Origin of the sequence: Thalassospira lohafexi (genome assembly GCF_002844275.1) — a bacterium.
Taxonomy (GTDB): domain Bacteria; phylum Pseudomonadota; class Alphaproteobacteria; order Rhodospirillales; family Thalassospiraceae; genus Thalassospira; species Thalassospira lohafexi.
The window spans coordinates 1-16,351 of the sequence record NZ_NXGX01000001.1 but is presented as its reverse complement, the minus strand read 5'-3'; the positions used below and the strand labels follow the sequence as shown (position 1 = coordinate 16,351).

The window sequence follows — 16,351 nt, the reverse complement described above, 5'->3', positions numbered from 1 at the left end:
AATCCGGGCAACCGGTACGATTATGTGAATGCGGTTTGACCCTAGTATCATTAATTCGGAAACTTTCCGACCGGGAGAAAGCATGACAGACCCGCTTAAGCTGGCATCCGAATTTCCGTCTGCTGATTATGCAGCTTGGCGCACCCTCGCCGAGGAAGCCCTTAAAGGGGCGTCGTTTGAGAAAAAGCTCGTCACCAAAACACTCGACGGCTTTGCCCTGCAGCCACTTTATACCAAGGGCGATCAGGATGCCGATACCCGTCTGATACACGACGTGCTCAGCGCGTCGGTTGAACCACGCGAAACGGTGACTGGCTGGGACATTCGTCAACTTCATACGCATCCCGACCCCATCGTCACAAATGCCGCGATCCTCGACGACCTTGAAAATGGTGCGACATCCATCTTGCTTAAGCTTGATGCGGCCGCACGCAAGGGACGCGAAATCAGTTCGGGCGAGGTTGGCGTGGATGGCATTGCCATTCATTGTCTGGCCGATCTTGAATGCACGTTAAGCGACGTTTACACCGACCTTGCGACCATCGCACTTGATGGCGGGGCCGCCGCCATTCCAGCCGCCGCCATGTTGGCCGCCCGCATGACCGATGAAGATGGTGCGAGTGAAGCCGCCCCGGCCTTTAACATTGACCCCATCGGAACGCTTGCCAGCACCGGAACCCTGCCCTGCTCCACCGACGACGCATTACGCCAAACCGCAAACATTACTGCCGAACTGATTGACCTGTTCCCGATGGGCACGGCAATTTCGGTCAATGGCGCGCCCTATTACAATGCCGGTGCCACCGATGGGCAGGAGCTTGCCTGTTTGCTGGCATCTGGTGTCGCCTATTTACGCGCGCTGACCGATACCGGCATGGCGGTTGATCAGGCCGCCGGTGCGATGGTGTTTAACGTCGCCATTGGCACGGATTTCTTTGCCGGGATCGCCAAACTGCGCGCCTTGCGCCTGATGTGGACCCGCATTCTGGCCGCATCGGGTGCCGAAGACGCCTCAATTTCGATCAATGCCGTCTCGGCTGAAATGGCGATGAGCAAGGTTGATCCATGGGTCAATATGCTGCGCACGACGGTGACAAGCTTTGCCGCGGGTCTGGGCGGGGCTGATAGTGTTGTCTGCCTGCCTTATGACCATTTAATCGGCCTGCCCGATGGGTTTACCCGACGTATTGCGCGCAACACACAATTGATCCTGCAAGAAGAAAGCAACGTTCACCGGGTGATTGATCCGGCGGGGGGCGCATGGTTTATCGAAAACATGACCCGCGATCTTGCAAAGGCCGCATGGGCCAAGTTCCAGTCGCTTGAAGCATCCGGTGGCATTGTCGCCGCCCTTGCCAACGGCGGTTTGAAAAAAGACATTGAAGCCGTTTGGCACACGCGTGAAGAACGCGTCGCAAACCGGCGCGATCCGCTGACCGGTGTTTCGGAATTCCCCAATATTGCCGAAGCCAAAGTCACCTGCGATGCGCCCGACCTTGATACCATTCAAGCCAATGGCAAGGCCCGCCAAACCAAATACACCGAAACGGTTGGCGCGACACTTTCCAGTTTGATGGAGGCTGCGCGCAAAGGGGCAACCATCGGTCATATGTATACCGATCTTTATGGCACCAGTGCCGCGACGACGGTTCCGGCCCTGACCCCGCATCGTTTGTCCGAACCGTATGAGACATTGCGCAAACGTGCGGATGGCTACAAGGCCAAAACAGGCACCTTCCCGCAAATCTTTCTGGCCAATCTGGGCAAGGTTGCCCAGCACACTGCACGTGCAATGTTTGCCCGGAACTTCTTTGAAGCCGGCGGGATTGAAGCCATCACCAACACCGGTTTTGCCGATGCCAAATCAGTTGCAAAGGCCTTCACCGCGTCGGGTGCCAAAATCGCGGTGATTTGTGGGTCTGACCCGCAATATGGCGATATGGCTGCCGATGTTGCCAGTGCCCTTAAGAATGCTGGGGCATCACTGGTCTATCTTGCCGGTCATCCGGGCGATGCGCGGGCCGAATATGAGGCCGCGGGCATTGATGACTTTATTTACGTCGGCACTGACGTTCCTGATACCTGCCGAACGGCAATGGATCATTTATCTGGCGCACGGGGGGATAAATAATCATGACCCGCATTCCTGATTTCTCCGACCTTCCCCTATTTGACGGCGCAACGGCCGCGACCAAAGACCCGTTTGAGGCAACGCCATGGACCACGCCCGAAGGCATCGACGTCAAACCGACCTATGGCCCGTCTGATCTGGATGGCCTTGATCACCTTGATACCATGCCGGGCATGCCGCCGTTTTTGCGCGGCCCTTACCCCACCATGTATGTCCAGCGCCCCTGGACCATTCGCCAATATGCCGGTTTTTCGACCGCCGAAGAATCCAACGCGTTTTATCGCCGTAACCTTGCCGCCGGGCAAAAGGGCCTGTCGATTGCCTTCGACCTTGCCACCCACCGCGGCTATGACAGCGACCATCCCCGTGTTGCCGGTGATGTCGGCATGGCCGGTGTGGCGATTGACAGCATCTATGACATGCGCACCCTTTTTGATGGAATTCCGCTTGATGAGATGTCGGTATCGATGACCATGAACGGTGCAGTTTTGCCGATCATGGCGCTTTATATTGCGGCTGCCGAAGAACAGGGCGTTGCAAGCGAAAAGCTTTCGGGCACCATTCAGAACGACATCCTCAAAGAATTCATGGTGCGCAACACCTATATCTATCCGCCGAAACCCTCGATGCGGATCATTTCGGACATCTTTTCGTTTACGTCGCAAAACATGCCGAAATTCAACTCGATCTCGATTTCCGGCTATCACATGCAGGAAGCCGGGGCGACGGCTGATCTTGAACTGGCCTATACGCTGGCCGATGGTATTGAATATGCCCGTGCTGGGCAGGCTGCTGGGTTGCCGATTGATAAATTTGCGCCGCGTTTGTCGTTCTTCTGGGCGACGGGCATGAATTTCTTTATGGAAATTGCCAAGATGCGGGCTGCGCGCATGATCTGGGCCAAGATGATCAAACAGTTTGATCCGCAAAACCCCAAGTCACTGTCGCTACGCACCCATAGTCAGACATCAGGCTGGTCGCTTACCGCCCAAGATGTGTTTAACAATGTCATCCGCACTTGTGTCGAGGCCATGGCATCGACACAGGGCCATACCCAGTCGTTGCACACCAATGCCCTTGACGAAGCATTGGCCTTGCCGACCGATTTCTCGGCCCGGATTGCACGTAATACCCAGCTGTTTTTGCAACAGGAAAGTGGCACGACCAATGCCATCGATCCATGGGGTGGGTCGTATTATGTCGAACGCCTGACCCGCGATTTGGCGGAAAAGGCATGGGCCCATATTGCCGAGGTCGAAGAACAGGGCGGCATGGCCAAGGCGATTGAGGCCGGTATTCCCAAAATGCGTATCGAAGAAGCCGCCGCACGCACACAGGCCCGCATCGATAGTGGTCGTCAGACCCTTGTCGGGGTTAATAAATACCGCGTTACTGATGACCGCCCGGTCGATGTGCTTCAGGTCGATAACGCCGAAGTCCGCCGTCAGCAAATCGCCAAGCTTGAACGCCTGCGGGCAGAACGTGACGATGGCGCGGTAAAAAGTGCGCTGACGGCGCTGACAAATGCCGCCGACAGTGGCGAAGGCAACCTTCTTGAACTTGCCGTTCAGGCCGCACGCGCCAAATGCACGGTCGGCGAGATTTCAGATGCGCTTGAAAAGGTTTATGGCCGTCATCAGGCGGTTATTCGTTCCATCGCGGGAGTCTATAAAACCGAAGTCGGGGCGGATAACGAGGCCCTTGCCAAGGTGGATCGCCTGATCAAGACGTTCGAGGAAAACGAAGGTCGCCGTCCGCGTATCCTGATCGCCAAGATGGGTCAGGACGGGCATGACCGGGGTCAGAAAGTCATTGCAACTGCCTTTGCCGATCTTGGCTTTGACGTAGATATCGGCCCGCTGTTCCAGACGCCAGAAGAGGCGGCAAAACAGGCTGTCGAAAACGATGTTCATATTGTCGGTGCAAGTTCCCTTGCCGCAGGTCACCTGACATTGGTGCCGCAACTACGTGCCGAACTTGATAAACTTGGCCGCGAAGACATCATGATTGTTGCGGGGGGCGTCATCCCGCCACAGGATTTCGACAAACTGTTCGAAGCCGGGGCCGAGGCGATCTTCCCACCGGGAACGGTGATTGCCGAAGCGGCATCCGACCTGCTAGAAAAGTTAAATCAGGCTGGCGACGAAGCGGCATAGCAGCACAGTTACAAGGACAGGCGGTGAAAGAAACTCTGCGCACCATACCGGCGGGTTCGGGCGGCACTGTCAGCCCGCGCAAGGCTGTGCGCCGACGTGTCCTGACGACCGACCAGATTGTCGAAGGTGTGCTTGGCGGTAATCGTACCATCCTTTCACGTGCGATCACGCTGGTCGAAAGCCGCAATGCCAAACATTTTGATCAGGCACAGGCCGTTCTGGCCCAACTGATGCCCCACACAGGCGGGTCACAGCGCATTGGCATTACTGGCGTTCCCGGTGTTGGCAAATCCACCTTTATCGAGGCCTTTGGCAAAAACCTGACCAAGGCGGGCAAAAAAGTTGCCGTGCTTGCGGTTGACCCCACCAGCGCGCGGACCGGCGGGTCCATTCTGGGTGATAAGACCCGGATGAACGAACTGTCGATTGATCCAAACGCCTATATCCGCCCATCACCAAGCAGCGGCTATTTGGGCGGCGTCAATCGCATGACCCGTGAAACCATTTTGCTGTGCGAGGCCGCCGGGTTTGACGTGGTGCTGGTTGAAACCGTCGGGGCCGGACAAAGCGAAACCATGGTCGCTCAAATGACCGACTTTTTCCTTGTCCTGATGTTGCCCGGTGCGGGGGATGAGCTTCAGGGCATTAAAAAAGGTGTGCTTGAAATCGCCGATCTGATCGCGGTCAACAAGGCGGACGCCGATCCCGCCAAGGCGCGTGAGGCCAAACGTGAATATTCATCGGCCCTTCGCATTCTGCAACCGACCAGCAAGCATTGGCGTCCGCAATCGGTGATGGTGTCATCGCTGATCAATGACGGGCTTGATACCATCTGGGATTTGATCAACCAGCATCGGGTTGTGATGGACAAGGAAGGCGAATTTTCCGCCAAACGTGCCCGTCAACAACGCGACTGGATGTGGAGCATGCTGCGCGATCGGTTGCTAGAAACCTTTACCAAGCGTGATGACGTCGCAGACCGGCTTAAAACGCTTGAGGCGGGCGTGCTTTCGGGCACCACCAACCCGACCGCAGCAGTCGAGGAAATGCTGGGTCTGATCAAAAAAGCCGAGAAGTAAGTCAAAACAAAAGGCCGCGCACGATGTTGCACGGCCCTGGTATTTAAGTCTTTCGTGGCGGAGTTATTTGCTTTTCGCATCAACCTTAAGCTTTTCTTTCAAAACTTTAAGTTTTTCGACCGCCTCGTCAATTTCATGATCAAGATGGGCAAAGCTTTCGCGTTCGTCACGCGGCATAGCTTCGATCTCGTTTAGGGCTTTTTCAACAATATACAGCATTTCGGCTACCTCCTGCTGTGACGTGAAAAGTTTCATCCCATGAACGCGGGCGCGGGATGGAGGGTTCCATATAAACTTCGTTTATTGCTCGGACAAAGACGTCATATGGCACCCCGGCACACGCTCATGGCACGAAACCGGTATCAAAGCATTTCGTCAGGAAGCTGTCTGTTCGAGACGATCTTTGAGAACCTGAAGGCTCTCGGCAGTTGATTTCAGTACGATTTCAAGGCCAGACAGTTTCTCGCGGGCTTCGCGCGAAACAGCTTCAACTTCATCAAAGGCGCTTTCAAAAATATACAGCATGCTTTGTTACTCCTGCCCGATACAAACCATCGGGCGTTTCATTGTTGTTTTTGATGCTGTGAATGTATCCCCCGAATTCGCTGGAAAGGTGTCAGCAATGCGCTTTTTCCGCCTTAATTCACTAATATGCGTCCAACCCTGACAATGCTGGTCTGTGATTTTTCAACGGCATCAATCCATGGTTTATGATAAAAGCCGCCAACTGATTTTATGAAACAGGATGACATCACAATGACGCAGCTGGTGCTTGCACCAATGGAAGGACTTGTTGACTGGCGCGTTCGGCAATTGCTGAGTGCGACCGGCGGGTTCGACCTGTGCGTCACCGAATTTATCCGGGTTTCGCAAAACCTGTTTCCTGCACACGTGTTTCATCGCTATTGCCCGGAACTGCTCAATGGCGGAAAAACCCTTTCAGGCGTGCCGGTTCTGGTCCAACTGATGGGACATGACCCGGAATTGATGGGTGAAAATGCGGCCTTTGCGACAACCCTTGGCGCGCCGGGCATTGATATCAATTTCGGCTGCCCATCCAAAACCGTCAACAAGCACGAAGCTGGCGCATCTCTTTTGAAATGCCCGGATAATCTGTATCGGATCGTGTCAGCCGTGCGCCGTGCAGTTCCTGATCACATACCAGTCAGTGCGAAAGTCCGGCTTGGCTATGCGGACAAGGAACTGTTTCTTGATAATGCGCGCGCGGTTGAAGCCGCCGGTGCGCAGCACCTGACAGTCCATGCACGCACCAAGCTTGAAGGATATAAGCCGCCCGCCCATTGGGAATATCTGGCGCGTATCCGCGAGGCCATTTCAATCGGCATGACCGGCAATGGTGAAATTTGGGACGTCGCAGATTACGAAAAATGCCGGGATGTATCGGGCTGTGACAGCTTCATGATTGGCCGAGGCGCCGTTGCAGCGCCCGATCTTGCCAACCGCATCAAGGCGTTTGAAAACGGCACGCAACGGCCCAAGGAATGCTGGGCCGATGTTTTGGCGATGCTGCTGTCTTATTGCGATCTGATGGATGAAGACGGATCAACTGAAAACCATCAGGCAGGACGTATCAAACAATGGATGGCCCTTATCCGTAAAAGCCACACGCAGGGTGCTGCCTGTTTTGATGAAATCAAACGTATCCGCGCCATCGATGAATTACGTGCCAAATTGCAGCACGACATGACCCTGCCGGAACATCAGCAACAAGACGTTGCGATTGCCGCCGAATAAGAGACGGTCACGATTTCTGACACCAATGCCAAAATGCGAACGGGGTGGTTCATTGAACCACCCCGTTTTCTTGTTGTGTCCGGACCAAAGACCTTAAGCCTTAGGTCCCAAATCCAAAGTCATCGGCATCAAGATCATCGGGATCATGAACGCCCATCAGGGTAACCGATGCATCATTGCCAAGTTCGATCACGACGTTGCCATCGGTATCAAGATGCATGTCGTTCTGGATCTGGTTGAAGTTGTTATAGTTCCACTCCGACAAATCAATGATGTCTTCGCCCGGCGTGAAGTCCGTCACGATGTCATGGCCATCCGCTTTGCCAATCTGGAATTCATCCCAGCCCGTGCCACCGGTCAGCGTGTCATCCCCGGCACTGCCATAAAGATGATCATTACCCGCCCCACCAAGCAGGACGTCATCACCGGCATTGCTCCAAAGCGTATCATTGCCATCGCCACCATCGAGCGTCACATCGCCGTAGCTATAGGTATCGCTGGTCAGATCAATGATGTCATTGCCATCACCGGCTTCGATCACTTCGACACCGCTGATGCGAACATCGTTGTCACCGTCGCTGACATCATCATGCAGGAACAGGGCATCGTTGCCACTGGTCATCTGCAGGGTATCGGTTCCAGCACCACCTTCGAATACGTCGTTGGACTGGTTGTACCCGCCTAGATTGACGTATTCACCGGTGCCGTCATCGCCGCCATCCTCATGGCCCCAACCGTTGCCATTGTGGTTGTCATGGCCCCAGCCATTATCGTGATTATGGCCATCTTCGCTTGGCGAGCCGTCATTAAGCGCGTACCAGCTGTTCCCCCAGGTGTCGTCTGCGTTGTATTGCAGGACGTCATCCCCGGCACCACCATTGAGCACATCTTCACCGTTGCCACCCAGCAACGTATCGGCACCCGAACCACCCCAAAGGGTATCGTCACCTTCGCCGCCATCAAGCACATCATCCCCGGCATTGCTCCAGACGATATCATCGCCCGTGCCGCCCAGAATGGTGACATCACCGTAAGACAGATCGTCACTGGTCAGGTCAATGATGTCATCGCCATTGCCCGCATCGATCACTTCGATGTTGGAAATGCGCGGGCTGGTCCCCGGATCGGTAAGATCATCATCAAGGAACAGGGCATCATTGCCACTGGTCATCGACAGGGTATCGGTCCCGGCGCCACCGTCAAAGATGTCTTCGGAACGGTTATAGCCCGAAAGATTGATCTGTTCGTTGGTGCCGGCCATCCCCGGATCGCCAACGTTTTTGGCCGCGTGGCTGCCGGTCCATGTCGCATCTTTCTGATATTCGATGGTGTCGTCGCCGCCACCGGCATCAATCAAGTCCGAACCCGAACCGCCATTGATCGTATCATCGCCAAGGCCACCCCAGATGGTGTCATCACCACCGTCACCACCCAGAACGTCATTGCCATCAAGACCCGACAGCAGGTTCGATCCATCATCACCAAACAGGTAATCGTTGAAGTTCGAGCCAATCAGATCTTCGATCGAAGACAGCTTGTCACTGCCATCACCGCCGGTCGCGGTGCCGCTTTCAAGGCTGGCTGCAACCGATGACGTTGCATTGGCATAACTTGCCGTATCGCGGCCATCACCACCGCTGAGCGTATCGTGGCCAAGACCCCCGATCAGGGTGTCATTACCGGCGTCTCCATACAGCTTATCATCGCCATTGCCGCCAAGCAGCGTATCGGCATCATCGCCGCCATAAAGCTTGTCGTTGTTTTCGCCACCATCAAGCACATCGTTGCCGTCGCCACCTTTAAGAGTGTCGTCGCCTGTGCCGCCTTCGATGGTGTCATTACCAGCTTCGCCGTACAGCTTGTCCTGGCCCTGACCACCCAGAACGGTGTCATTGCCGTTACCGGCCCAGACACGGTCATCACCTGACCCGCCGTCCAGCGTATCGTCGCCGTCACCACCGGTGATGCTGTCCTGACCGCTGCCACCTTCGACAATGTCATTGCCACCATCACCCGACAGGGTGTCATCGCCATCACCGCCATACAGACTGTCATTCCCGTCCATACCCGACAGCGTGTCCTGACCATTCAGGCCATAAACCGTGTCATCACCGGCAAGGGCGGCAATCGTGTCATTGTTGCTGGTGCCATAAAGCAGATCGTCATACGGGGTCGGGCCCGTTGACTGCTGCACACCGACAAACATGTCGGAATTCAGCTGGCTCATCGAAACACCAACCAACGTCAAGGTACCCTGACCATTAAGGTTAATGACGGTGTTGCCATTGACCTCGCTCATCAGGCCCTGAAGATCGGCCCAGTCATCAACATCAAGCGACGCCAGATTGATCTGATCATCATTGACGTTAAAGTCGGTGACAACCTTATCGCCGGAATTGTTCGATACAAGAATCTGGTCCTCACCAGCACCCCCGGTATAGGTGTCATCCCCGGCACCGCCATCAAGCGTATCATTGCCGGTTCCGCCAATCAGGGTGTCGGCACCATCGGTCCCGGTCAGGGTATCGTTACCTGCACCACCATCAAGAAGGTCATTGCCATTACCACCCGACAGGACGTCATTGCCGTCACCACCGGTCAGCGTGTCATTGCCATCCCCGCCAAGCAACGTATCGTTGCCCGCACCACCATCAAGGGTGTCGTTGCCGTTATCGCCCGACAGAAGATCGTTACCAACACCGCCTGCGATGCTGTCATTGTCGTCGCCGCCATAAATGACGTCGTCGCCACCTTCGCCATCAAGCTTATCTTCGCCGGACGAACCATAAATCGTGTCGGTTTCATCGCCACCGGTGATGGTGTCGTCACCTTCCATGCCGTCGATGTAGTCATCGCCACCGCCGCCATCCATGACATCGTTGCCGCTGCCGCCGATCAGGGTGTCATTGCCCGCGCCGCCCGCGATAACGTCATGGCCTTCGTTACCATCAAGGGTATCGTCGCCGTCACCGCCCGATACAACGTCATTGCCGCTGCCGCCGGTTATGGTGTCATCGCCATCGCCACCTGAAAGGTTGTCATCGCCTTCCATGCCGTTGATGGTGTCATCACCCGCTCCGCCATCAACCACGTCATTTCCGGCCAGCGCGTCGATGTAATCATCTTCGCTGGTGCCGATCAGAATATCGTCAAACGGTGTTGCGCCACCGTCATTCTCAATCCCGACAAACATGTCGGCAGAAACATCGTTCAGACGCACACCCAGCAACGTGACCGAGCCATTTTCACCCAGATCAATGACCGTGTTGCCATTCACTTCCGAAAGAAGCGGCGCCAGATCGGACCATGTGCTGATATCAAGCGCATCGAGCGAAATCTGATCAACGCTGGTGTTAAAGTCGGTAACGACCTTGTCGCCATCCAGACTGCTGACTTGGATAAGGTCGGCACCTGAGCCACCCGACAGGGTATCGTCACCCGAACCACCATCAAGCGTATCATTGCCATCACCGCCAACCAGACGGTCGGTACCAGCACCACCGTCAAGGACGTCGTCGCCTTTTTCACCATTCAGGTAATCGTCGCCGTTACCGCCGAGCAGCGTATCTTCGCCGTCACCGGTCCAGATCGTGTCATTGCCTTCGCCGCCATCGACGGTGTCGGTGCTGACGTCTGCTTCGACGTTGTCAAACGTGTCGTTGCCATCGCCAAGATCGACTTCATTGTTCTGGCTGTTGCCATAGACGTAATCGTCATGGGCCGAGGCGATGACTTTTTCAAAGTTGGCCAGAATGTCGCCCGCTGCGTCGCCATCATAGGCACGCCCCGCTTCACCGGGCGTACGGGCATTGGCATCGGTTTCGCCAAGGTAAACCTCGACACCGGCATCCGATCCTTCGTAGCTGATGGTGTCACGACCATCACCACCATCAAGGTAATCACCGCCTGCACCGCCTTCGATGGTATCGTCACCCGCACCACCCAGAAGAGTATTGGCACCGTCAGACCCGGTCAGGATATCATTCCCGTCCGAACCAATAACGTTTTCAATGCTGCTGATGGTATCGGATCCGGTCGCATCAGATGTCGCCGTACCCGCACCAAGATCAACTGTCGCGCCGTCTGCGGCAGTCATATCAAGAGTATCTTCGCCATCGCCACCGGCCAGCGTATCGTCACCCGCCCCCGCAATCAGGCTGTCATTGCCAGCGCCCGCATCAACAACGTCATTGCCCGCACCATCATTGATGGTATCGGCACCATCACCACCGGCCAGCGTATCATCGCCTGCACCGGCCAGAATATGATCGTCCCCGGCACCGCCATCAACGATGTCGGCACCTTCGCCGCCATCAAGCGTGTCGTTGCCGTCACCACCGTCAAGGACGTCGTTCCCGGCATTGCCCGACAGCGTATCGTTGCCTGCACCACCGGTCAGGGTGTTATCACCATCCGACCCGGTCAGGGTATCGTTGCCATCCGAACCAATCAGGTTTTCGATGCTTGAAAGTTTGTCGGTGTCACCATTGGCAAGCTCGGCAATACCGGTCGAAAGATCGGCATCAACCACAGCACTCGAATTGCTGTAATCAGCTGTATCCGTGCCATCACCACCGGCAAGGGTATCGTTACCCGCACCACCGGCAAGGGTATCGTCGCCCGCCCCACCGGTCAGGATGTTATTGCCCGCCCCACCGCTGATCGTGTCGTCATGATCCGACCCAACGACGTTTTCAATGGTGTACAGGCTGTCATTGCCCGCACCGCCGGTGGCTGTGTAATTTGCAAGATCGACAGTCACACCCGACGTGGCGTCGTCATAAAGGGCGGTATCGTTATCGCCCTGACCCACCAGAATGTCGTCGCCTTCGCCACCGCGCAGCTGATCGTTACCTGTGCCACCAACCAGCGTGTCATTCCCAACACCGCCGTCGATCAGGTCATCGCCATAACCGCCATCAAGATAATCATCACCGGCACCGCCGTGAATATTGTCATGGCCAAGTTCACCACGGATCGTGTCATCGCCCGCATTGCCCCAAAGGGTGTCGGACCCCGAACCACCATTAATGGTGACATCGCCATAGGCAATCGTATCGCTGGTCAGATCAACAACGTCATCGCCCGTACCCGCATTGATGACTTCAACCCCGTCAAGTCGGGCACCATCAGTGGTCGTATCTTGAACGACGGTGTCAAAGCTGATTGAGCGGACGAAATAATCGCTGCTGTCGGAACCGGACGTGCCATTGGCATAAGGTTCGCTTTCAAACGCGATATAGCGGAATTCAACCGGGTTACCGAAATCATCGGTCACACTGATGTTGGCGGTGCCAACGCTGTTGTTGCTGTAATCAACCGTGCTGTCATCAAGCACGCCCGATGCGACAAGATTACCGTCCGCATCAAAGGCCTGCCAAGAACCAACTTCGCCGCCGCCTTCATTGGCCATCAGGTTGGAAACCTGAACCGTCGCCGTTGTGGCATTTGCGCCAAGATCGACAACGACGGCTTCGCTTTCGCCGCTGTTGCCATCATGGTTGATCTGGCCGCCCGCCGGGCTACCGCCGTTATTGCCAATACCGTTACCATCAAAGGTCACGGTGTCGTCAGCCGCCGCAAGGTTCAGCTTGCCGTCTTCGCCGACATAGGATGTGCCAAAATCAAAGCCATACAGGTTTGCATCCGACCATGCGGCCTGTACATCAGCACTGCTTGCGGAATCTGTCAGGCCAAGGGTCCGGGTTTCAACGGTGCTGGTGCTGGTTTCACCGTCGCCGAGTTTCGAACCGTCAAGGATCAGCGCATCGTTGCCATCGGACATGTTCAGGGTATCGGTGCCTTCACCGCCGATGAACGTATCGTCAGAAATATTTTTCCCGCCAATATCGGCAACATCGCCGGTGCCATCGACATCCGGGCTACCGGTATGTTCGGTGGTATCACCGGATTCTGCGGTATCGTCAGCTTCGAAGTTCAGAACGTCGTTGCCGTCGCCACCATCAAGAGTGTCGTCGCCCGCACCGCCCGACAGCACATCGTTATCGTCGCCACCACTAAGCTGATCGTCACCATCACCACCTGAAAGGGTGTCACTGCCCGTACCGCCATCAATGTCGTCATTGCCTGAACCGCCGGAAATCGTGTCGTCACCGCTGTTACCCAGCAAGGTGTCGTCACCCGCACCACCGTCGACAATATCGTCCCCTGCAAGTGCATCAATGGTGTCATCACCATCCGTGCCCTCAAGGAAATCGTCAAACTGGGTTGCGCCATCGGTGATGTTGTTGAAATCATCAGCACTCAGATCGCCAAGGCCGACACCAACCAGTGTCACCGTGCCACCCGCAGGCAAGTTCAGAACCGCATCGCCGTTGCCATTTTCACTGAGCAGCGGCAGCACGTCACTCCAGCTTTCAAGGCCAAGGTCATCAATCGACAGTTTGTCTTCGCCACGTGTGAAGTCACTGACAACGTCGTGATCCGTGCCATCGCCAAAGATGAATGTATCGGAACCTTCACCACCGGCAACGGTATCATCACCGGCACCACCATCAATGGTGTCATTGCCCGCACCCGCCGCGATGTTGTTATTGGCACTCGACCCGGTGATTTGGTCATCACCAGAACCGGTTGTTACATTTTCAATGCTGGAAAGCTGATCACTGCCGGTTTCAGACGACTGTGCCGTCCCGGCAGAAAGGTCGACTTGCGCATCGCTTGACGCGCCGGACATATCAAGGGTGTCGGAACCGTCCCCACCATCAAGGCTGTCATTTCCCGCACCGGCGATGACCGTATCATCACCCGCACCGGCATTGACCAAATCACTGCCTGCGCCATCGGAAATCACATCGTTGCCTGCACCAGCATCAATCAAATCGATGCCATCGCCACCATCAATGGTATCCGCACCGTCACCGGTCGAAATGGTATCGTCGGCACTGCTGCCCGTGATGGTGTCATCGCCCGAACCGGTTACCAGATTTTCAAATCCGGAAATAACGTCCGAACCGGTTTCGCTGCTGTTGGCCGTACCATCGGCAAGATTGATCGCAATGTCACTTTGGACATCGGACATATCAAGCGTATCGGTGCCATCGCCACCCGACAGGGTGTCATTACCCGCATCGCCAACAACCGTATCGTTGCCTGCACCGGCATTTACAACGTCGTCACCGGCACCACCATTGAGGTGATCATTGCCATCGCCGCCGTCGATGCTGTCATTGCCCGCATTGGTCCAGACCGTGTCATCGCCAGTTCCGGCATCAACCGTCACATCGCCATAGGAATGATTTTCGCTGGTCAGATCGACAACGTCATCGCCATCGCCCGCATTGATGACTTCAACATCAATGATCGACGGGCCTGCTGTGCCGTTTTCATGATCACGATCAAGAATGATGGCGTCATCGCCGCTGGTGCCAACCAGTGTATCGGTATCCGCACCACCATCATAAACATCGTCGCTGAGGCCAAGTCCCTCAAGGTCGGCAACATCGCCGGTGCCATCAACGCCCGGGCTACCAACATGGTCGGTACTGTCACCAGCCTGGCCGGTGCTATCGGCACCAAATTGCAGAACATCGTCACCTGCACCGCCGTCAAGGGTGTCACTGCCTAAACCACCGCTCAGCGTATCGCCGCCGTCGCCGCCTTCAAGCGTGTCATCACCTTCACCGCCGCCGAGTGTATCACCACCATCACCACCGGTAACGGTATCGTCGCCATCACCGCCATCGATGGTGTCGTCGCCATCACCACCCGGCAGGCTGTCATTGCCGCCGGTCGGGATATTCTCCACACCTTCGAAGTCATCCGGGCCAAGGTCAGCAACCGACACGCCCGAAAGTGTCACAGTGCCACCAGACGGCAAAGTAATCACCGCGCCGTCCGGGCCATCAGACAACATCGCCTGCAAGTCGGTCCAGGTCGTGACACCGCTGTCTGGCAATGAAATGCTGTCTTCGCCAATGGTGAAGTCCGTGACCAGATCGTCATCAACGCCATCGTCAAAGACAAAGCTGTCTGTGCCCGTCCCACCGGTCAGGGTATCATCGCCAAGGCCCGCATTGAGTGTATCGGCACCAGCGCCGCCATCAACCTGATCGTTCCCGGCACCACCCAACAGGATGTCGGAGCCCGCACCGCCGTCGATGACGTCATCACCAGCACCACCGTCAACCGTATCGTCGCCCGTTCCCGCAGCAATTTCGTTGGCCGCATCCGAACCGGTAATGACATCAGCACCATCCGAGCCAATGACATTTTCAAATCCGGAAATCGCATCGTCACCGGTTTCAAGGCTGCTTGCAGTACCCGCTGCCAGATCGACATCGGCACCATTCGCACCCGCCATATCAAGGGTATCAGTCCCATCGCCACCGGCCAGCGTATCATCGCCCGCACCGGCCAGAACCGTATCGTCGCCATCACCCGCAGTGATTGTATCGTCGCCAGCACCGCCATCAAGGACGTCGTTTCCGGCACCGCCATCAATTTCGTTTACACCGTCCGAACCGGTGATGGTGTCATCACCTGCTGAACCGGTTACGTTTTCGATATTGCTGATCGTATCGGAGCCAAAGGCATCTGACTGTGCGGTACCGGCATCAAGATCAACCGTCACACCATCGGCATCCGACAGATCCAGAAGGTCCGTGCCATCGCCACCATCAAGGGTGTCGTTGCCAAGGCTGCCTTCGATCACGTCATCTCCTGCACCGGCATTTACAACGTCATCACCCGCACCGTCATGGATCGCATCGTTGCCATCACCGGCGTTGATTTCATCATCGCCTGCACCGGTCCAGACCGTGTCATCGCCAGTTCCGGCATTCACCGTCACATCGCCATATTCATGGGTCTGGCTGGTCAGATCGACAAGGTCATCACCCGCATCAGTATCAATAACTTCGACATCACGGATGGTCGGATTTTCCGAACCATTTTCATGATCGCCATCCAGGATGATCGCGTCACCGCCGGCCGTCCCGACAAGGGTATCGATGCCGGCACCGCCGTCAAATTCATCGTCACTCAGGCCAAGACCATCAAGGTCGGCAACATCGCCAGTACCATCAACGCCCGGGCTACCGGCGTGATCGGTGCTGTCGCCCGACTGACCGGTACGATCTGCTTCGAACTGAAGAACATCGTCGCCATCACCACCCGACAGGGTGTCTGTACCGTCGCCACCGCTCAGGGTGTCGTTGCCGCCACCACCTTCGACTGTGTCATCACCAGCACCGCCGCCAACGGTGTCG

6 protein-coding genes and 1 pseudogene are annotated in these 16,351 nt (G+C 56.0%); 4 read left to right on the top strand and 3 right to left on the bottom strand.

Annotated features, from left to right (window positions below; translation table 11 throughout):
* Positions 1-82: 82 nt before the first annotated feature.
* Genes COO92_RS00045 through meaB form a run of 3 tightly spaced genes read left to right on the top strand, consistent with a single transcriptional unit; the run spans position 83 to position 5,366 of the window.
* Complete coding sequence (locus COO92_RS00045; protein WP_101298832.1) at positions 83-2,131, top strand: methylmalonyl-CoA mutase family protein; 2,049 nt, start codon at positions 83-85, stop codon at positions 2,129-2,131.
* A 2-nt stretch (positions 2,132-2,133) separates the two neighbouring features.
* On the top strand, positions 2,134-4,287 hold the full coding sequence (gene scpA / locus COO92_RS00040) for a methylmalonyl-CoA mutase (protein ID WP_101298830.1): 2,154 nt from the start codon (positions 2,134-2,136) through the stop codon (positions 4,285-4,287).
* A gap of 23 nt (positions 4,288-4,310) precedes the next feature.
* Positions 4,311-5,366 (top strand): methylmalonyl Co-A mutase-associated GTPase MeaB, encoded by a 1,056-nt coding sequence (gene meaB, locus COO92_RS00035; protein ID WP_101298828.1) that lies wholly within the window; start codon positions 4,311-4,313, stop codon positions 5,364-5,366.
* 63 nt (positions 5,367-5,429) lie between these two features.
* Here the strand turns inward: meaB and COO92_RS22000 are convergent, their stop codons facing one another.
* The gene (locus COO92_RS22000) at positions 5,430-5,585 is read right to left on the bottom strand and encodes a hypothetical protein (RefSeq protein WP_158246434.1); all 156 of its coding nucleotides are present in this window, start codon (positions 5,583-5,585) and stop codon (positions 5,430-5,432) included.
* A gap of 156 nt (positions 5,586-5,741) precedes the next feature.
* A complete protein-coding gene (locus COO92_RS21995; protein ID WP_022730877.1) occupies positions 5,742-5,891 on the bottom strand; it encodes a hypothetical protein in 150 nt (49 codons plus the stop codon).
* Between the two features lie 231 nt (positions 5,892-6,122).
* Between COO92_RS21995 and COO92_RS00030 the strand changes: the two genes are divergently transcribed.
* A complete protein-coding gene (locus tag COO92_RS00030) occupies positions 6,123-7,121 on the top strand; it encodes a tRNA dihydrouridine synthase (protein ID WP_101299951.1) in 999 nt (332 codons plus the stop codon).
* Positions 7,122-7,221: 100 nt separating this feature from the next.
* Here the strand turns inward: COO92_RS00030 and COO92_RS22335 are convergent.
* Positions 7,222-16,351: pseudogene (locus tag COO92_RS22335) on the bottom strand (calcium-binding protein); the annotation flags it as partial.

Coding starts and splice junctions, on each gene's coding strand:
- COO92_RS00045 (WP_101298832.1), top strand. CDS start 83: ATGACAGACCCGCTTAAGCTGGCATCCGAATTTCCGTCTGCTGATTAT.
- scpA (WP_101298830.1), top strand. CDS start 2,134: ATGACCCGCATTCCTGATTTCTCCGACCTTCCCCTATTTGACGGCGCA.
- COO92_RS22000 (WP_158246434.1), bottom strand. CDS start 5,585: ATGCTGTATATTGTTGAAAAAGCCCTAAACGAGATCGAAGCTATGCCG.
- COO92_RS21995 (WP_022730877.1), bottom strand. CDS start 5,891: ATGCTGTATATTTTTGAAAGCGCCTTTGATGAAGTTGAAGCTGTTTCG.
- COO92_RS00030 (WP_101299951.1), top strand. CDS start 6,123: ATGACGCAGCTGGTGCTTGCACCAATGGAAGGACTTGTTGACTGGCGC.